Consider the following 17,840-nt stretch of genomic DNA (forward strand, 5'->3'; position numbering starts at 1 on the left):
GTTCTTGAGCCGGCGGGCCATCCGGGCCCCGACTTTCACTGGAGATAAGGATATTTTCGATGAGTAGTGCGAACACGGGCCAGGCCAAGGGCCGGGGGCTGGAGGTACGGTCGATTGACTATGTGCCGCTGAGCGAACGCCACGGGAAGGTCTCCCACATTGGGCCCCTGTGGTTCATGAGCAATGCCCAGATCGCCACGCTTGCCGTGGGCCTGATCAGCATCACGACCGGTGGAAACCTGGTCTGGTCACTCATTGCCATCGCCGCGGGGACCTTGGTGGGGACCTTGTTCATGGCGGCCCACTCATCGCAGGGGCCGCAGCTGGGCCTTCCGCAAATGATCCAGTCCCGTCCTCAGTTCGGCTACATTGGGGCCCTGCTGGTGTGGCTGTTCGCCTATTTGCAGTATGCCGGCTTCAACATCTTCAACACCGTCCTGGCCGGCCAGGCCTTGGCCGGATCCGTCCACAGCGGTTCGGTTAACGTGTGGTTCTGGGTGGTGACGATTGTCGCCGTCGTCGTGGCCCTTTTTGGCTATGACCTCATTCATGGCTTTGAGCGCTACCTGACGTACCTGACCATCGCCATGCTGGCCCTGCTGACGGTGGCGGTCGTGACCCACCTCTCCATGCCGGCCGGGGCCTTCGACTTGGCCGGCTTTCACCTGGTGCCTTTCCTGGGCCAATTGGGCGTTGCCGCCGGCTACCAGATTTCCTGGGCCATCTACGTTTCCGACTACTCCCGCTACCTGCCGCCAACGTCAGCGCGTGGCACCTTCCGGTGGACCTTCTGGGGAAGTTCACTTGGCGGCATCTGGGTGATGTTCCTCGGCGCCTTCATCGCCGCCGCGGCAGGCAAGAACTTCGACACCATCGGCTCGATTCAAGCCACCGCGGGCAAGCTGTTCCCGGGATTCGGATCTATTGCCCTGTTCATTGCCGCCTTGGGCCTGGTCTCAGTCACCGCCCTGAACATGTATGGGGGTTCGCTCACGCTGATCTCATCGATCGACAGCGTGCGGACCATCCGGCCCACGCTCAGATTGCGGGTGGTGACGATTTTGATTACGGCTGCGCTTTCGCTGGTCTTCGCCAACCTCGCCTCCGCCGACTTCCTGGCCAACTTCAACGACTTCCTGCTGCTGGTCCTGTACTTCTTCATCCCGTGGACGGCCGTCAACCTAACCGACTACTTCATCGTTCGCAAGGGCCACTATGCCATCGCGGAGATCTTCAAGCCCAACGGCATCTATGGGCGGTGGGGCTGGCCGGGAATCATCGCCTACCTGGTGGGGTTCGTCGTCATGATTCCCTTCTTCTCGGCCGGCGCGCTCTTCGTTGGCCCAGTGGCGGCTGCCATGAACGGGGCCGACATCTCGCTGTTCATCGGGCTTCCTGTCTCGGCAGTTCTGTACTGGCTGCTCACCCGGAACATCGATGTGGCCGGCGAGGCTGAACTGGCCCGGGCACAGGCCGCTCAACTGGAAGAGGCGGCCCACGAGCACATCCTGCCGTAGCCCGGGGACTCCGACGTCAGTTCCCCGGGTTGCCGGCCGTCGGAAAATTTGGCGTCTGCCACCTCTCGCCGGTGGCCGTGATGGCGAAGGCTTCGACGCCCGAAAGCCCGCTGATCCAGGATTTCGCCTTGTCGCCCATGGCGAGTGCGGCCGTGGCATAGGCGTCCACCGTGGTCAGGTTCCTGCCCGTTACAGTGATGCTGGCCAGTGCCGTTGCAGGCAGTCCCGAGGTGGGGTCAATGATGTGCTGTCCGCGTTCCGCAGTGCTGGAGGTGGCAACAGCCATGTCCGTGCCGGCGACAGTGGTGGCCAGGGCGGTACGGCGGAAGGGGTCAGCGATGCCAATGGTCCACGGCCGGCCGTCCTGAGGCTTGCCAAGGAGCTGGATGTCTCCTCCTCCGTTCACGGCGTGGGCGGTTGAGCCGGCGGCCTGGAGCATGGTGGAGGCCCGCTCGACGGCCCAGCCCTTGACCATTCCGGACGGATCCAGCCCTCCCGGAAGCCGGGCCGTGAAGTATCCGCCACTGTCGCGGGAGGCTTGTTCGCACAGTTCCAGGACTTCATGGACTTCGGGACTGCACTCCCCGAGCTGGAGGCTGCCGCGGTCCAGCCGTGAAATTTCGCTGTCGGGCCTGTAGGTGGAAAACATGGCGTCCATGCGGTGGAGCCAGTCAACGACACCCTGCAGTGCGTGGGCGCTGACGCCCGGCGCACTGATGTCGAAGGAAAAGACTGTCCCCATGCATGGCTCCACCCGGCGCATGGGCACATGATCGCATGGACTGCTTCCCGGGTTCACTTGATGCCGATCTTGTCCAGCGCGCTCTGCAGCGACGTCAGGTAGCCTTCGCTCGTGTACGTCCCGCCGGAGACCATGTCAACGTGCGCGCTTTGGGCCGTGAGCACTTCCTGGGTGAGTTGGGGTATGGCATAGCTGTTGATCTGCTGGTCCCGGCCGTTCCCGGAGGGGACTTGAATGGCTGTCACATCCGTGATCTTGGTCCCCGTGACGGTCACTTGCACCTGGACGGGCCCATACTGGGTTTCCACCGTGGTGCCGGTAAGCGTGCTGGTCCCGGTGGCCGGCGCGCCTGTGGCCGGTGTGGCGGTGGCCGGCGGAACGGCCGCCGTGGCGCCGCTTGAGGGTTGCTGGCTGGCGCCGGCGGTGGGCGAGGAGGCCGCGACCGGCCCCGTGCTGGTGGTTTCCGGCATGGGGTGTGTCTTGAATCCAAGCAGCAAAACTATCCCGGCAATGGTGGCGGCTATGGTGACAATGGCGCGTTTCACGGGGCGCTCCTACTGCTCGAAGGATTCGTGGTGGATCTGCCGCGGGCGAATTCCCGCAGCCCGTAGGCCCTTGATGGCCTCCGCCGTCATGCCAGGCGGTCCGCAAAGGTAGATGTCCCTTTGGGCAAGGTCGGGCACGGCGGCGAGGAGGCGCCTGGCCGAAAGCTGATTGGCATTGCCGGAACGGCGGGGACCGACGGCGTAGTAAACCCTTGTGCCCCTCGCCGCGGCGATGGAGTCGAGTTCGGAGCGGAACAGCACATCGGATTCGGAAGTGGCCCGGTACATCATGAGCACCTCGCCGGGCGCTCCCTCAAGGGTTTCAAAGAGGGCGCGCAGGGGAGTGATCCCCACGCCGCCGCCCAGGAGCAGGACCTTCCGGCGGCGCCGGAGCCTGGCAGTGAATGCCCCGTATGGCCCTTCGGCGACGACTCTTGTTCCGGCCCGCAGATACCGGAGCTGGTGGCTGTGTTCGCCCAGGTCCTTCACCGTGATGCGCACGCTGTTGGATGCGGCGGGGGCGGACAGTGAGAACGGGTTGGCTGCCCACCATGAATCCCTGGTGAGGAAGCGCCACCGGAAGAACTGTCCTGGCTCGGTGGCCAGTTCCTCCAGGTGGCGCCCCGAAATGACAATGGACACAACCCCGGGTCCCTCGGCGTACACCTGCGCAACCCGCATGCGGTGGCGCAAGGCCTGGCGGATGGGGGTGAGGATCCGGTGCCACAGCAGCAGCGCCCCCACGGCAATGTACAGGGCCGACCACAGGATTCGGGCCGGCAGGTTGTTGATGAAGTCCGCGCCCGTGGAAAATTGGTGGCTGAAGGCCAGCGCCACGGCCAGGTAGGTGTAGAAATGCAGGTAGAACCAGGTTTCATACTTCAGCCGGGCGCGGGCGGCCCGGGCCGAGACCATCCCCACGCCCAACAGCAGCAGCCCGGCCACCGTTGCAGCGAGCACGTCCGGGTAGCTGAGGATCAGCACCACGCCCTGGTGCAGGAAGTTGGTGTGGGAGGTGACCGCATAGCCCCACGTGATGAGAAGCCCGTGAGCCACGGTCAGTCCGACGGCGTAGCGCCCGCCCATGGCATGCCAGCGGGACAGCCGGTCCGTCCCGACGCCGCGGTCCAAGGCGGGTATGCGGGACATGAGGGCAATGAGCACCACCACGGCATAGCCGGCCATCAGTCCCGTAATCCGCCCGGCCCCGGTCAGCCAGTCACCAAGCCCGGAAACATTCGGCGTGTCGAACCACCACAAACTGAGGACGGCGGCCGCTCCGGCCCAGACCAGCCACAACACGGCGGCGGGACGGACGCACCTGATTCGGCCGTGCACCCTGTCCGCTCGTGGCAGGGCCTGCGCCCGCAGCATATTGACCACTTGCCATTCTCCGCTCCGTGAAATGTAGGAGAGGCAACTCTTGGGCCGCCCCTGGAACACAACCCCACGGAGAGAATTTATGTGGTGTACCCGATTTCTTTCCGCCAAGCATCTGGGAGCCTGCTGTGACTTCGCGGCCGTGGGCGGTGGCCGGCATGAGTTATGGCGGGCGCCAGGCCTGGTGAGAAGTGCGCCGGCGGGCCAATACCCGGCTGATGCCCGAAATCCGCCAACATGACCCACAGTGTCGCCGCACGGAGGACCCAGTTCGAGGCTTCAGAAGTTACGTTGAAAGTCATCTTGAGAAGGGGATGCGCAGAACGTGGGTGGGCATCGTGCCAAAAGACGACTCCGAACAGTCTGCACCCATAACGGGGATTTGATTGGCCGCTGTGTGCACCACTGGACGGTTCGGACGCTGGTAGGGTCAGGAACCAGGCCCCATGCCCGGGGGCACCACATGGTTGGCCCCTGAACCGGCCACCTCGATGCGCAATATGGTGGACTAGCAGGGTCGTTTGGCTCCCACAATTGAATCGGTCAGCACAGAATAGGCGGCCAGGGAAGCCAAGTCAGAGGAAGTGAGAAGTTTGCCGGGCCCTGGAGAGTTGCCAGGGCCCGGCCAGTGCCGCCCGGACCGGTCCCGGACGCGTTGGCTGCAATGCCGGTGATGCGTGGCGGGGTTCACCAACGCCGATGCCGGAATGCGATCTTGATCCAGCGGTGTTTTCACTGTGCCCGTTGAGATCGTTGCCGTCCAATGCCCCCCCGATTGATGGGCTGGTGCAGGACTATTCCAGGCCTGTCCGGATTGCCTCATCCAAGGGGACCCGCCACGTCCTGGCGGCGTCGAGTGTAAAGCTTCTGCCTGCCACTGTCTCCGGGGTGATACGGATGAGGTGGTCCTTTCCGATGCCCTGCCAAGGAAACTGTCCATGCACCGCGACATTTAGTGCCCGGCTGGAGTCCGTTGTGACTTCGGCCCGCCCTTTGACCACCACGCTCCATGCGACGCCAAACTCCGAGCTCACGGCGTCGGCCTCCACAGCAACCCGGCTGTCGTCGCGAATGGCGTCGAGCTTGGTGCCATTGCCGGTCCGAAAGACGAGTGTGTCCCCGTCAACAAGGTAGTTGATGGGGAAGACGTCCGGTCTTCCGTCGACGGTCACGGCGAGGCGGCCAACGGACGTCTCGGAAAGGTGCTTCCAGCATTGTCCCGGGGTGAGGATCCCTGCCTTGGGAACTACGGTGTTCTCGTTCATGATGTTGATCCTATGGTGCCGCGGTTGTCGGGCACAGGGCACAAAGTCCCGCTTTAGAGAATTCCGCTTGCTCCCAGCGCCCTTCCGATGCCATAGGTCGCCGCGAGTGCCAAGCCGCCGCCAAGGACAAGCCGTGTGGCAGCTGTGGACTTCGAGCTGCCCCCGATGCCGGCGCTCAGCGTTCCCGTGAGCGCCAACGCGATCAGAACCGCCAGGAAGGTGACCGGGATTCTTAGCCCGGCAGGTGGGACCATGATGGCCAGCAGAGGCAGCACGGCACCCACCGCAAATGCTGCAGCCGACGCGTAGGCGGCTTGCCACGGGCTTGCCTGGTCGTCCTGGTCGATGTTTAATTCGGTGGACAAATGGGCAGCCAGGGCGTCATGTTTGGTCAACTCCTCGGCGACTTGCCCAGCCGTTATGGGACTAAGCCCCTTGGCCATATATAGTCCCGTGAGTTCGGCCAGTTCTGAGTCCGGATCTTGCTCCAACTCGCGTCGCTCCTTCTCGATCAGCGCACGCTGGCTGTCGCGCTGGCTGCTGACGGACACGTATTCACCCAAGGCCATGGAAACTGCGCCCCCGACAACGGCGGCGACTCCTGCCACGAGAATGGGGGCTGGCGCATTGGTCACGCCGGCAACCCCGACAACCGTTGCGGCAACAGAGACTATGCCGTCGTTGGCACCGAGGACACCTGCCCGAAGCCAATTGAGGCGTCCGGCAATGTTGGAGGTGTGGGGTTCGTTGTCGTGCACACCAGCGCTGCCGGCAGCGTTGATGTGCCCCTCACCGTTGGCCATAATAATCCTTCCAAATCAGCCGGTGAATCGGTATCTTGCGAGGCAGGGAGCGAAGCCCGGGAATGAAGGGGAGCAGGGTTAGCAGGAGCGAGAGTACCAGCATGGTGGAGACGACCAGGATGTCGGCATTGGGCGAGGACTTGAACGGTTCTATTTGGTAGAACAGTGAAAACAGCCACAACCAGGACTGGCCTGGCGTATTGCCTGTTTCGTTCATGACACCCCATTGATCTCCCGTCAAGTGGGCCGCCGCGGCAAGGCTTGGAAAATACGAACCATCGCCGAGAAACAAGATGGTTGGGGTGTAGTTGAGGTTGTAGGGCTGCCCCGAGTTTTGCAGGACGCCGTCCAGGTTTCCGCTGCGGGCCATCCCCAGCAAGGCGCCCGCCAGCTCGGGTACAGGCCCGTAGCTGCCCTTGGCAACCTGTGCGGGATCGCCGTCGGGCGCGGCTGCGAGCGCTGCACTGTAGTTGGCGGCCCACTTCGCCTGCTGATCGGCCGTGGCTGCTGTCCACACCGCCACGGCGGGCAGCTGTGTGGATTGTGTCTTGAGTGGATTGATGACGAAGTCGTTGGCCGTGTCGATCGCGAGTCGAACACCGGACAGCTCCTGGGGGTTGAAAAATCCCAGGTGTTGCGAGGCATCGGGAGTGGAGTTGTAGGGCGGTCCGTAGCCTGCCGTGCCGCTGCTGCCGCCGAGCTCGGCGGTTGCTGTCGCGACAAAGTCTGCCGGCGCCGCCGCCGCCCACGATTTTAGCGTCACCCCGGGATCGTCAGGCGAACTGAAGATGGCAGAGAGGCCAAGCACGAGCAGGCCGACGACGACGACGCCGATGGTGAGCTCCTTGAACAGGTCGTAGTCCCGGACACGTCCCCGCCATGGCCTGCTGGCAATGTTGTCACCCGTCCGCCACGACATCGTTGATGGAACCTTGGTCATGATGGTTTCGCCTCCGGATCTTGAGCGCCGGCCGTTGAGTCACGGAGCTGGGCGTCGGTCGCCGCTGCATCGAGTGGGGGAACAACGCCGTGGGCGCGCACCAGGACAACGTGCAGGGCGACGACGGCGCCAACCGCCAGTGGCAGCAACATGATGTGCCACATGAAGATCTGGCCCAGATTGGCAACGTTGAACCAGGCCCCGATGCCGACGGCATTCAGGGCGTCCTTGGCCTCGAAGGCAATCCATTGGGAGTCAAAGTTCGTTTGCAGCAGGTATCCGGTAAACGCCGTCACGATGGAGACGAGGAACGCCAGCATGCCGGTAATCCAGGTCAGCAAGCGCCCTCCGCGCCAGGCCGCCATCCAGAACTTGATCCACAAATGGACCACCATGAACATGAAGAACAGTTCCACACTCCACAAATGAACGCTGTTGGTGAAGTGGCCCAACGAGGAGACGTGGTACCACTGCGGCCCGTTCAGGCTCAACACCACTCCCGAGCCAATGATGAAGATCAAGCCGGCGACGGCGCCCATGCCAAAGACATAGGCCCACGACGCAACATAACTGGGTTGGTCTTCCGGCAGCAGTTTCTCGGGTGGAAGGTGCCTCAAAAACCATTGCCGTGACTTTCCCGTCCACGTGTAGGCGCCAGTCCCAGCCAGTTCCGGGTCCGGTGAGGACTCCTTGACGGTGCTCATTTCCGGCTCCGTCCGCCGGGGAAGGGCAGGATCAGGGCGAGGATGAACAATGCGAGCATTGTCAGAATGACAACGAGGTTGCCCGATTGGATCATGACGGGGCCCCAGCCAAAATAGGTTCCCGGGGTGACCGGAAGTGGCGCTTGCGCCAGCAGCTCATGCATGGTGGTCTCTTTTGCTGTTTGCTTCGTTGCCTGCGTGGACAACCAACACCGGGCAGTGTGCGTACGCCGTGCAGGCTGAACTGACTGATCCCATGAGAAGCCCCCTGAATCCGCCAAAACCACGCCGGCCAAGAACGAGCATCATGGCGTTCCTGCTTTCTTTGATCAGGGTTTCCCGTGCCGGTCCCCGCACCAACCGGGTCGTAAGATTTTCGGGCCAGTCAATCCCGAAAGCAACTTGTATGGCGTTGTCCAGGATATTCTGGGCGTTCTTTTCGTAGTCGACGTTCCCCACGCCGTAGCTCGACGCCGGGGCCGGGGGGCTCCAGCAGGCCAAGGCCTGGACTTGTGCCCCCATTCTGATCGCCAGCTTTTCGGCTTGGCGGAGCGCCTCGACCGACGGCGCCGAACCGTCGACGCCCACGATCACCATGGGCGCATCCTTGCGCTTATTCATGCCCGTCGCCTCCTTCGCCGTTCGGTTGGCTGCCTGGGGCGCCTGGCAACCCACGTGCTGGCGGCGTCCAAGTCCATTCGCGAATGGATGGGAGATCCTCAAGGTGCTCCCGGATGTACCGTTCGTGCTTGTCGAGCATTTCCTGGCAGTGGGCCCGCAGTGCGTCCATCCCGTCGATGTGGCGGCCAACTCGGTCAAGGGCTTCCAACGCAAGGTGGTAGCGGCTCATCCGGTTTAGCACCACCATGTCAAAAGGCGTGGTGGTGGTACCTTGCTCGGTGTAGCCGCGGACGTGGAACCTGCCCGGATTCTTCCGGCCGTGCAAGAGTTGGTGGAAGGCCCGGGCATATCCGTGCCATGCCACGACCACGTCCCGGTCCGCGGTGAAGAGGGCCTCAAATTCGGTGTCCGGGAGGCCATGCGGATGGACATCCCGTGGCGGCAGCACCAGCAGGTCCATGACATTGACCACCCGGACCCGCAGCTGCGGAACATGGCGTTGGAGCAGCCAGGCCGCAGCCAGCGTTTCCTCCGTGGGGACGTCCCCGGCGCAAGCCATCACAATGTCCGGTTCACTGTCGCCCGTGTTGCCAGCCCAGCGCCAGATGGAGGCGCCGGCTGCGTTGTGCTGCCGGGCGTCGTTGAGGTTCAAGTACTGGGGGTGAGCCTGCTTGTCCACCACTATGAGGTTTACATAATCCTTGCTGGAAAGGACGTGCTCGGCGGTGGCGAGCAGAGTGTTGGAATCCGGTGGCAAATATACGCGCACCACCGATCCCGACAGCGACAGGACGGTGTCAATCAAGCCGGGGCCCTGGTGGCTGAATCCGTTGTGGTCGTTCCGCCAGCAGGTGGAGGTGAGCAGGATGTTCAGGCTCGGCACGGGATAACGCCAGGGAAGTTCGCGCGCATGCTGGAGCCACTTCGCATGCTGGACGGTCATGGAGGCACTCACCATGGCGAATGCTTCATAGCTGGCAAAAAGGCCGTGCCGTCCCGTCAGCAAATAGCCCTCCAGCCAGCCTTGGCACAGGTGCTCGGACAGTACTTCCATGACCCGGCCGCCGGCCGAGATGTGTTCATCCGATTCCCCGGTGGGTTCCATGAGGCACCTGTCGGTGGCCTCAAAAACAGCGCCCAGGCGGTTGCTGTTGGTTTCATCGGGGCAAAACAGCCGGAATCGGGGATCACTCGCAGTGTCCAGGTAGATGTCCCTGAGCATAAGTCCGAGTGGCTTGGTGGTCTCATGTTTGGCGGCCCCGGGGACGCCGACGTCGAGCGCGTATGTTTCCAGCGGACGCAGGGGAAGGGGTGCCATGTCGGGGCCGCCGTTGGCCCACGGCGCGGACCCCATGCGCAGCGGGCGAGAAGGCGAGAGGGCTGCCAGCTCGGGCACCAGCCGTCCGGCGTCGTCAAAAAGCTCCTCAGGCTTGTAGGAGCGAAGCCAGCGTTCGAGTTGGGCCAGGTGGGCTGGATTTTCGCGGACACCCGAAAGCGGGACCTGGTGTGCGCGGAACGTGCCTTCCACCGGAACGCCGTCCACGACGTCGGGGCCCGTCCAGCCCTTGGGGGTGCGCAGGATAATCGCCGGCCAAGGCGCGGGCCCCGTGCTTCCGTGGAGTCGGGCCTGGTGCTGGATTTCCGTGATGCGCGCATGGGCGGCATCCAGCGCCTGGGCCAAGTGCGGATGGATTTGCCCAGGGTCGGTGCCGGAAACGACGACGGGATCCCAGCCGTGTGCCCGGAGCAGCGCCATGACTTGTTCGTCTGACTGGCGGCCCAGCACGGTGGGCCCTGAAATCTTATGGCCATTCAGGTGAAGGATGGGCAGGACGGCTCCATCCCTGCGGGGGTTGAGGAAAGCTGGTGCCTTCCACGAGGCCTCCAAGGGACCGGTTTCCGCTTCGCCGTCGCCCACGACGCACGCAACGATGAGCCCGGGGTTGTCCATTACAGCACCAGTGGCGTGCATGAGCGAGTAGCCCAGTTCCCCTCCCTCATGGATGGAACCGGGAGTGGGCGGGCCCACATGGCTGGGAATGCCCCCGGGTGTGGAGAACTGGCGGACGAGGCGGCGCAGGCCCTCATCGTCCTGGCCAATCTCTGGATAAATCTCGGAATAGCTGCCTTCGAGGTAGAGGTTGGCCACCACGGCCGGTCCGCCATGCCCGGGGCCGGCCACAAAGAGAATGTGGGCCCCAGTTTTGTTGATGAGCCGGTTCAAATGGGCATAGATCAACGACAGTCCCGGGCTGGTGCCCCAGTGTCCCAACAGGCGCGGCTTGATGTCCTCGACTCTCAGCGGCCTTCGAAGCAGCGCGTTTTCCTGCAAATAGATTTGCGCCACCGTCAAGTAGTTGGCCGCGTCCCAATATCTGCCCAGCAAATCCCACTCACCGGACTCCACATCCAGGGCAGGACCCTGCCGAGCGTCGGTCAAGGCGGCCTCGTGGTTGCTGTTCAAGGTTGGCTCCCTGTAGTCACGGTTCAAGCATGGTTGCTGTGTATTCAGCCTCCCACCGTGGCCGTCCGGGCGTTAGGGACCTTGTACCCTGTGCAGCGGTGCCGTTCGGCGGCGACCATTGGAGCTGGAAGGCCGTGCCGGGTTGTGGGTTTGCCGTGGACTGGACGGCCCGATGCGGTGCCGTTGGGGCGCCGTTCAACTGTTCACCAGTGAAGGAAGTAGTGCCATGGACAAGCAGGTTTCTCGAAATGGTTTGCCCATAGTGGTGGGGGTGGACGGTTCACCCGAGTCCGTCTTGGCGTTGCGGTGGGCGGAAAAGCTGGCCGACCCGCTGGGTACCGTCATCAAGGCCGTCTGCACTTGGCAGATGGAAGTGGTGTACGGTCCTTATGCCATTTCGGAGTGGGACGGCGAGCCGGCGGCCCAGCACATGCTGGCAGCGGCCCTGGTTGACGCGTTTGGGGACAAGCCGCCCGCGGGCCTCATCGGCGAGTGCCGGCGCGGCCAGCCGGCAAAGGTGCTGGTGGACGAGGGAAAGTCGGCACAAATGATCATCGTCGGCTCGCGGGGACACGGCGGATTTGCAGGCATGCTGTTGGGCTCCGTCAGCTCGGCCTGTGCAGCGCACGCAAGTTGCCCCGTCCTTGTGGTCCACGGAGCGATGGAACATGAGGCCGACCCCGAGGTGGCAACGGAAGGAAATGAACGGCGTGCTGCCGATGAACCGGCTGGCTGACACGGAGGCAACCCGGGACTGGGCCGCGACACCAACAATTGCACATGCTGCACGGCTGACGCCGGAACAGGCGCTCCTTGCGATGGGGTCAGGCACGCAAGGGCTTTCCGGCCTCGAAGCTCAACGGCGTTTGGTGGAGACCGGTCCCAACGCCCTTCGCACACACCGGGCGAACCCTTGGCTGGTGCTGGGACGACAGTTGCGCAGTCCCATCCTGATTCTGTTGATTGTCACCGCCGGGGTGTCCCTGTTCCTGGGGGATTCAACGAATTCGACGGTCATTGGGGTCATATTGGTGGTCAGTGTTGGTTTGGGATTCAGCAATGAATTCCGGGCCGAACGGGCCGCCGAGGCACTTCACTCACGCGTCACGCATACCATTGTGGTCCTTCGGGATGGCAGGGAAAGCCAAATCGGCGTAGTGGAGCTGGTGCCCGGCGACATTGTCCGGCTGTCCCTGGGGGCCGTCATTCCTGCCGACATCCGCCTGCTGGCCAGTGAGGACCTGCTCTGCGATGAAAGCATCCTCACGGGTGAGTCCCTACCGGTGGAGAAGGCACCTGCCACCGTTGCAGGGGAGGCCGCACTGGGCGATCTGGCGTGCTGCCTGTTCATGGGCACCATCGTCCAGTCAGGCAGTTGTACCGGCGTTGTGGTCGCGACCGGTGGCAGGGCGGAATTTGGCCGGATAGCCCTGGGACTGGGGGAGCGCCAGCCCCAAACCGAGTTCCAGCTGGGACTGAAAAGGTTTTCCTACCTGCTCCTGCAGGTGGCCGTCGCCCTGACCACGCTGATCTTCATTGCCAACCTCCTGCTGGGCCGCCCGCTGCTCGACTCACTGCTCTTCTCACTCGCCATTGCCGTCGGCATCACCCCGCAGCTGCTGCCCGCCGTCGTCAGCACCTGCCTGGCCGCCGGCACCCGTGCCTTGGCGCGGCGGCAGGTCCTCGTCAAGCGTCTGGTGTGTATTGAAGACCTGGGCGACATGGATGTGCTCGTCACCGACAAGACAGGCACGCTCACCGAGGGGCGCATCAGCTTCACGGCTGCCATTCCCACCCGGCCCGACATCACCGAGGCAGAGCTATTTGTCCTGGGGCTGGAAGCCACCGAGGCCGACTATTCACGCGGGACCCCTTCCCTCATTGGCCAGAACCCCTTGGACGCGGCCCTGTGGGAAGCGCCCGGAGCCAGGGTCTTTGAGCCTGCCGGCCACCAACGGCTGGACATCATCCCCTTCGACCACCGGCGCCGCCGCACCAGCGCCTTGGTTGCCGATGCGGGCGGCGGCAACCAGGTACTCCTTACGAAGGGCTCGCCCGAGGACGTCCTGCCACTGTGCGATGGCACCCCGCCGGAGGCACAGGCCATGCTGGAGGCCCAGTACGACGCCGGCTCCCGCGTTGTTGCTGTTGCCTCAAGGCCTGCAGTGGGACTGGACACGATCGGGCCAGCGGATGAGCGCGGCCTGGCCCTGGCTGGCTTCCTGGTCTTTCTGGACCGGCCCAAGCCCCAGGCCAAGGGCTCCCTGGAGGAGCTGGCCAGGCTGGGAATCGCCGTCAAGATTGCCACGGGAGACAACGCAAGGGTTGCCGAAAAGGTGTGCCGGGACCTGGGCCTGGAATCCGGGGGGACACTAACCGGCGCCCAGGTTGATGCGCTCACGGACGCCGACCTCACCGCGGCGCTGCCGGGGACAGGCATCTTTGCCCGCGTGTCACCGGAACAAAAGGCCCGCATCATCAGTTTGTTGCGCCGGGAGGGCCGCGCCGTCGCCTTTCTGGGAGACGGAGTCAACGATGCCCTTGCCCTGCACCATGCCGACGTCGGAATATCGGTCGAAAGTGCCGCCGACGTTGCCAAGGATGCGGCGGACATCGTCCTGATGGACAAGGACCTCGGCGTTCTGGCCGAAGGGGTTCGCGAGGGTCGGCGTATCTTCTCCAACACCATCAAGTACGTCCTGATGGGGACTTCCAGTAATTTTGGCAACATGTTCAGCGCTGCGGCAGCGTCCGTGGTGCTGAGCTTCCTGCCTATGCTCCCGGGGCAGATCCTGCTGAACAACCTGCTCTACGACACGGGGCAGCTGGCCATTCCCGGCGACCGGGTGGACAAGGAACAGCTGCTGGCCCCGTCCCATTGGGACATAGCCTTCATCCGGCGCTTCATGCTGGTCTTTGGCCCTATCAGTTCATTGTTCGACTTCGCCACCTTCGCCCTGATGCTGTTTGTTTTCAACGCCGTTCCGGGGGAGTTCCGTGCAGGATGGTTCATCGAGTCCATCGCCACGCAGACGCTGATCATCTTTGCCATCCGAACCCGCCGGGTACCGTTCGTGCGGAGCCGTCCGTCCGCGGGCCTCTTGTGGGCTTCCCTGGGCGTGGTCGCCGCCGGGGTCGCGTTGCCACTGTCGCCGCTGGGCCCGGTGCTGGGTTTTGATCCGCTGCCTGTCCCATTCTTCTTGGCCCTGTTGGGCATGATTGCCGTGTACCTGGTCCTCGTCGAGGGAACGAAGAAGTGGTTCTTTGCGCGTGCTGCCCAGCAGCCTCCGACGGTCCGACGGCGGGGCCGTCTCCACCGTGTCCACCGACGTGCTGCGAGATTCAGTGTGGCCCGCACTCTGTCCCGCCATTGAGTGGAGGCGAAGTATGCCGGCCTGCGGCAGCATCAGTGGCCTCGAGGCTGTCCAACAGGGACTGAAGAATCGGAAGCTGGCCCCGAACCAGGCATGTGCGCGCCTCCCGTTCCCCAACCCATTTGACGGCGTCGACTTCCGGAAACTGCTCAATATGCCCGGACCCGCGAGGCCATTCCAACCGGAATGAATTGCTCATGAACCGATCCAGCTCGAATTCCGACTCGGCGGCAAACACCCTGATGACCTTGCCGGACCGTTGATGGAACTCGCCCAGGCTGACGTAGTTCGCTGCCGGTGCCGGCGTGCCCACTTCCTCCTCGAATTCACGCAAGGCGGCTTGCCACGGATCCTCACCCGGCTTGCATTCTCCCTTGGGAATTGACCAGGCACCTGCATCCTTGTGGGCCCAGAAAGGTCCGCCCATGTGGCCGATCAAGACCTGGGTTCCGGGTTCATGGCGACGGTAAAGCAAGATTCCGGCGCTCAGTTCATTCATGGCAATTGTGGGGCCCTTTCACTCTCGGTGGCCTTCACCGCAGGGACCACCATCACATACGATCCACACTGCATTCTGCCCGTCCCCGACGTCGCCGGGTAGGGCCAAAAGGCATCCTCCTGCTGACGGGACGTTGTCCTCTATGCGCGCGGCAGCGGCACGGCTGTACTTGAGGAGAAGAGAATGCGCGGTGCCGGCAATCGGCTGCTGCGACACCTCCCGCCTATGATGCGCAGGCCAGGCTGGAGGCCACTTTGAGCAGGAAGGAATACCATGGCAGCGAATCCCTTTCCAAGTCTCCGTTTTCTCGGTGCGACGGGAACAGTGACGGGGTCCAAATACCTTATTGACACCGGCCGGCGTCGCGTCCTGGTGGACTGCGGGCTGTTCCAGGGCTACAAGATGTTCCGTGAGCGCAACCGCGCCCCGCTGCCGGTGCGAGCCAGCTCCATCGACGCCGTGGTCATCACCCACGCACACCTTGACCACACCGGATACCTCCCCGCCCTTGTCCGGGACGGCTATGACGGACCCATCCACGCCACGGGGGGAACGGCTGAGCTGAGCGGCCTGGTGCTGCCGGACAGCGGTCACCTGCTCGAGGAGGAGGCCCGATACGCAGCGCACCGGGGCTCCTCGGTCCACCATCCCCCCATGCCGCTCTATACGGCAGCCGACGCAGTGAAGGCGCTGAAGAGTTTCAAAGTTCAGGAATTTGACACCCCCTTCGAATTGGCGGATGGCATCGAAGCAACCCTGGTTCCCGCGGGGCACATACTTGGGGCAGCACAGGTCCACCTGCGAATCGGCGGTCTGGGATTGCATTTCACAGGAGACCTGGGGCGCTCCGACGATCCATTGATGAAGCCCCCGCGCCCATTGGAATCCGTTGACGTGCTGGTCACCGAGTCAACCTACGGGAACAGGACGCACCCTGACACCGATCCAGCCGAAGAACTGGGGCAGCTGGTGACGAGGGTCGCCAAGCGGGGTGGCGTTGTGCTCATCGCGGCCTTTGCCGTGGGCCGTGCCGAGACTGTGCTCTTGGCGCTTTCACGCCTTCTGGCGCACGGCGGGATCCCGTCTGTGCCGGTCTTCCTCAACAGCCCCATGGCTATTGACGCCTCCCACATCTATCAACAGCACCGGGACGAACATCGTCTGAACCCAAGGGACTTTGCATCGATGTACAAGCTGGCAACGATGACCCGGACGGCCGATGAATCCAAGCTGCTCAACCTTCGAGGCGGCCCGATGATCGTCATTTCCGCCAGCGGCATGCTGACCGGCGGGAGGATCCTTCACCACATCTCCGCCTATGGCGGCGATCCGAAGAACGCAATCGTGCTGGCAGGCTACCAAGCACCCGGAACGCGGGGTGCAGCCCTGGCAGGCGGGCAGCGGACACTAAGGATCTATGGGGAGGACGTAACGGTCAGGGCCGAGGTGGCAGCACTTGACGGATTCTCCGCCCATGCCGACTCCGACGCTCTAGTGCGCTGGATGCAATCCGCGCCGAAGCCGCCGCGCATGACCTACATCACGCACGGGGAACCCGATTCGGCCGATGCGCTGCGGTTGCGTATCAAGCACGAGCTGGGGTGGCATGCCCGCGTTCCTGAGCATTTGGAAACGATCAGCCTCAGGAATCCGAAGTAGGTTTCGGTGACTACCTTGAAACTTCCCGCACTGAAAGGCGGGGCAAATGCCCAGTACCATCGTCGTCGGCATTGACGGCTCACCGGCCTCCAGGGCTGCTGCGGACTGGGCCGCCCGGCGAGCGCAACGGTACGGCAGCGAAATGCGCCTTGTCCTGACCGTGCCGGACATCTGGGATCCCCATGAAGCATGCCCGACAACGGACGGGATTGAACCGGCAGTCCGTGCCCTCGATGCCGAAAAGGACCGGCTCGCATCCATTTTCCCCGGCGCCATTATCCACACGGCCGTCCGGCGGGGTGAACCTGCCATGGTGCTTGGGGAACTCTCCCACGACGCCGGAATGGTGGTGGTGGGTAGCGACAAGCCGGCGGACGCGCACGGTGAGGGATTCGGCGCCGTCGGCCTGCAGCTGGTGACCCGCAGCGACTGCACCGTGGCGATCATTCCCAATGACGATCCACGCGGTGCGGGCGTGGTGGCAGGCATTGACGGCTCCCCTGAAGCGGAAAGGGCGTTGAGGGTGGCCGCCGGGGAGGCAGAGATGAGCGGGCAGGCGCTGACTGTTGTGCACGCTGTGGGTGATGCTGTTTCGGGGAGGCCGGGACAGTCCCGAAGCCCTTCAGTACAGCCTGGTGCGGCCGAGGCCGGCACCCGTCTCCTCGACGCAGCTGTCGCCACCGCGAGGGCCCGCCACCCGCGTTTGGAGATTCATCGCATCCTTGACACACGGCACGGGCCCGCCGAAGCCCTGGCCAACGCAGCCGCTGGAGCCGGATTGGTGGTGGTGGGCAGTCGCGGTCGCGAAAGCATCATGCACGTGCGACCAGGTGCCATGGGGTCAGTCATCCAAGCCCGTATTCCCTGTCCCCTGCTGGTGACCTCGGGCCCCGTGGGGAAGTTCCTGGTGGGAACGAAGTGACAGACATTCCTGCCCCCGGGGCATGGCGGCCTGGGCGGTTTTGGCGGCATGTTCCTTTGGCTTAAGCGCGCGCAGGGCATTGAGAATGGTGGCGAGGTCCACGAATTCCTGGCTGAGTGCGCCGGCTACTGCCGGAACCAGTCCGACGGCGGCCAGAGCCATGAGCACAACACTGAGAATGATCCCTATCCAAATGCTTTGCAGGGCCACCGCGATGGTGTCCCTGCCGATTCGTACGGCGGCGGCGGCCTTGCCAAGGTCGTCGACCAATATCACAACGTCGGCCGATTCACTGGCGGCCGTTGAACCTTTGGCACCCATGGACACGCCGACGTCGGCGACGGCCAGCACGGGGGCGTCGTTGATGCCGTCGCCAACCATCATGACAGGGCGAGGGACTAGGCC

At 63.7% G+C, this 17,840-nt stretch carries 16 protein-coding genes and 1 pseudogene; 5 read left to right on the top strand and 12 right to left on the bottom strand.

The features are described 5' to 3' along the window. The first annotated feature begins 59 nt into the window (after positions 1-59). Positions 60-1,517 carry a purine-cytosine permease family protein gene (locus tag G6N77_RS12190; protein ID WP_165182438.1) on the top strand — a complete coding sequence of 486 codons (1,458 nt, stop codon included), beginning with the start codon at positions 60-62 and terminating at the stop codon, positions 1,515-1,517. Between the two features lie 16 nt (positions 1,518-1,533). Here G6N77_RS12190 and G6N77_RS12195 read toward each other — a convergent pair whose 3' ends face one another. The 10 genes from G6N77_RS12195 to G6N77_RS12240 form a co-directional block, all read right to left on the bottom strand. After that, the gene (locus tag G6N77_RS12195; protein ID WP_165182439.1) at positions 1,534-2,259 is read right to left on the bottom strand and encodes an FAD:protein FMN transferase; all 726 of its coding nucleotides are present in this window, start codon (positions 2,257-2,259) and stop codon (positions 1,534-1,536) included. A gap of 53 nt (positions 2,260-2,312) precedes the next feature. After that, on the bottom strand, positions 2,313-2,804 hold the full coding sequence (locus G6N77_RS12200) for an FMN-binding protein (RefSeq protein WP_306986519.1): 492 nt from the start codon (positions 2,802-2,804) through the stop codon (positions 2,313-2,315). Positions 2,805-2,813: 9 nt separating this feature from the next. After that, positions 2,814-4,178, bottom strand: a complete 1,365-nt coding sequence (locus tag G6N77_RS12205) for a ferredoxin reductase family protein (protein WP_165182455.1) — start codon at positions 4,176-4,178, stop codon at positions 2,814-2,816. Between the two features lie 800 nt (positions 4,179-4,978). Next, entirely contained in the window at positions 4,979-5,449 is a 471-nt protein-coding gene (locus tag G6N77_RS12210) for a pyridoxamine 5'-phosphate oxidase family protein (protein WP_165182440.1), read from the bottom strand. A gap of 53 nt (positions 5,450-5,502) precedes the next feature. After that, the gene (locus tag G6N77_RS12215; protein ID WP_165182441.1) at positions 5,503-6,252 is read right to left on the bottom strand and encodes a VIT1/CCC1 transporter family protein; all 750 of its coding nucleotides are present in this window, start codon (positions 6,250-6,252) and stop codon (positions 5,503-5,505) included. After that, the gene (locus G6N77_RS12220; RefSeq protein WP_240902062.1) at positions 6,239-7,192 is read right to left on the bottom strand and encodes a hypothetical protein; all 954 of its coding nucleotides are present in this window, start codon (positions 7,190-7,192) and stop codon (positions 6,239-6,241) included. Before G6N77_RS12220 ends, G6N77_RS12215 begins: the two co-directional genes overlap by 14 nt. After that, complete coding sequence (locus G6N77_RS12225) at positions 7,189-7,896, bottom strand: cytochrome b N-terminal domain-containing protein (RefSeq protein WP_165182442.1); 708 nt, start codon at positions 7,894-7,896, stop codon at positions 7,189-7,191. The genes G6N77_RS12220 and G6N77_RS12225 overlap by 4 nt, the downstream gene beginning before the upstream one ends. Beyond that, positions 7,893-8,060, bottom strand: a complete 168-nt coding sequence (locus tag G6N77_RS12230) for a hypothetical protein (protein ID WP_165182443.1) — start codon at positions 8,058-8,060, stop codon at positions 7,893-7,895. Before G6N77_RS12230 ends, G6N77_RS12225 begins: the two co-directional genes overlap by 4 nt. Next, the gene (locus G6N77_RS12235; protein WP_165182444.1) at positions 8,053-8,517 is read right to left on the bottom strand and encodes a universal stress protein; all 465 of its coding nucleotides are present in this window, start codon (positions 8,515-8,517) and stop codon (positions 8,053-8,055) included. The genes G6N77_RS12230 and G6N77_RS12235 overlap by 8 nt, the downstream gene beginning before the upstream one ends. Beyond that, positions 8,510-10,981 carry a phosphoketolase family protein gene (locus tag G6N77_RS12240; protein WP_306986520.1) on the bottom strand — a complete coding sequence of 824 codons (2,472 nt, stop codon included), beginning with the start codon at positions 10,979-10,981 and terminating at the stop codon, positions 8,510-8,512. Before G6N77_RS12240 ends, G6N77_RS12235 begins: the two co-directional genes overlap by 8 nt. Positions 10,982-11,207: 226 nt before the next feature. On the opposite strand from G6N77_RS12240, the gene G6N77_RS12245 reads away from it, so the two are divergent. Next, a complete protein-coding gene (locus G6N77_RS12245) occupies positions 11,208-11,717 on the top strand; it encodes a universal stress protein (RefSeq protein WP_165182445.1) in 510 nt (169 codons plus the stop codon). Further along, positions 11,701-14,355 (top strand): magnesium-translocating P-type ATPase, encoded by a 2,655-nt coding sequence (gene mgtA, locus G6N77_RS12250; protein WP_165182458.1) that lies wholly within the window; start codon positions 11,701-11,703, stop codon positions 14,353-14,355. Before G6N77_RS12245 ends, mgtA begins: the two co-directional genes overlap by 17 nt. Here mgtA and G6N77_RS12255 read toward each other — a convergent pair. Then, positions 14,324-14,854, bottom strand: coding sequence for an NUDIX hydrolase (locus G6N77_RS12255; protein ID WP_165182446.1), 531 nt, complete (start codon positions 14,852-14,854; stop codon positions 14,324-14,326). The genes mgtA and G6N77_RS12255 overlap by 32 nt on opposite strands. Positions 14,855-15,127: 273 nt before the next feature. On the opposite strand from G6N77_RS12255, the gene G6N77_RS12260 reads away from it, so the two are divergent. Continuing rightward, positions 15,128-16,513, top strand: a complete 1,386-nt coding sequence (locus G6N77_RS12260; protein ID WP_165182447.1) for an MBL fold metallo-hydrolase RNA specificity domain-containing protein — start codon at positions 15,128-15,130, stop codon at positions 16,511-16,513. Positions 16,514-16,559: 46 nt separating this feature from the next. After that, positions 16,560-17,435, top strand: coding sequence for a universal stress protein (locus tag G6N77_RS12265; protein ID WP_165182448.1), 876 nt, complete (start codon positions 16,560-16,562; stop codon positions 17,433-17,435). Here G6N77_RS12265 and G6N77_RS12270 read toward each other — a convergent pair. Then, positions 17,355-17,840 (bottom strand): annotated as a pseudogene (locus G6N77_RS12270) (hypothetical protein); the annotation flags it as partial. The gene G6N77_RS12265 and the pseudogene G6N77_RS12270 sit on opposite strands and share 81 nt — an antisense overlap.

The organism is Arthrobacter silviterrae, assembly GCF_011045165.1.
Classification (GTDB): domain Bacteria; phylum Actinomycetota; class Actinomycetes; order Actinomycetales; family Micrococcaceae; genus Specibacter; species Specibacter silviterrae.

Excerpts from the sequence above, each read along its gene's own strand:
- G6N77_RS12230 (WP_165182443.1), bottom strand. The coding sequence starts at position 8,060 with ATGCATGAGCTGCTGGCGCAAGCGCCACTTCCGGTCACCCCGGGAACC.
- G6N77_RS12220 (WP_240902062.1), bottom strand. The coding sequence starts at position 7,192 with ATGACCAAGGTTCCATCAACGATGTCGTGGCGGACGGGTGACAACATT.
- G6N77_RS12210 (WP_165182440.1), bottom strand. The coding sequence starts at position 5,449 with ATGAACGAGAACACCGTAGTTCCCAAGGCAGGGATCCTCACCCCGGGA.
- G6N77_RS12195 (WP_165182439.1), bottom strand. The coding sequence starts at position 2,259 with ATGGGGACAGTCTTTTCCTTCGACATCAGTGCGCCGGGCGTCAGCGCC.
- G6N77_RS12255 (WP_165182446.1), bottom strand. The coding sequence starts at position 14,854 with ATGAATGAACTGAGCGCCGGAATCTTGCTTTACCGTCGCCATGAACCC.
- G6N77_RS12245 (WP_165182445.1), top strand. The coding sequence starts at position 11,208 with ATGGACAAGCAGGTTTCTCGAAATGGTTTGCCCATAGTGGTGGGGGTG.
- G6N77_RS12260 (WP_165182447.1), top strand. The coding sequence starts at position 15,128 with ATGGCAGCGAATCCCTTTCCAAGTCTCCGTTTTCTCGGTGCGACGGGA.
- G6N77_RS12215 (WP_165182441.1), bottom strand. The coding sequence starts at position 6,252 with ATGGCCAACGGTGAGGGGCACATCAACGCTGCCGGCAGCGCTGGTGTG.
- G6N77_RS12190 (WP_165182438.1), top strand. The coding sequence starts at position 60 with ATGAGTAGTGCGAACACGGGCCAGGCCAAGGGCCGGGGGCTGGAGGTA.
- G6N77_RS12205 (WP_165182455.1), bottom strand. The coding sequence starts at position 4,178 with ATGCTGCGGGCGCAGGCCCTGCCACGAGCGGACAGGGTGCACGGCCGA.
- mgtA (WP_165182458.1), top strand. The coding sequence starts at position 11,701 with ATGAACCGGCTGGCTGACACGGAGGCAACCCGGGACTGGGCCGCGACA.
- G6N77_RS12265 (WP_165182448.1), top strand. The coding sequence starts at position 16,560 with ATGCCCAGTACCATCGTCGTCGGCATTGACGGCTCACCGGCCTCCAGG.
- G6N77_RS12225 (WP_165182442.1), bottom strand. The coding sequence starts at position 7,896 with ATGAGCACCGTCAAGGAGTCCTCACCGGACCCGGAACTGGCTGGGACT.
- G6N77_RS12235 (WP_165182444.1), bottom strand. The coding sequence starts at position 8,517 with ATGAATAAGCGCAAGGATGCGCCCATGGTGATCGTGGGCGTCGACGGT.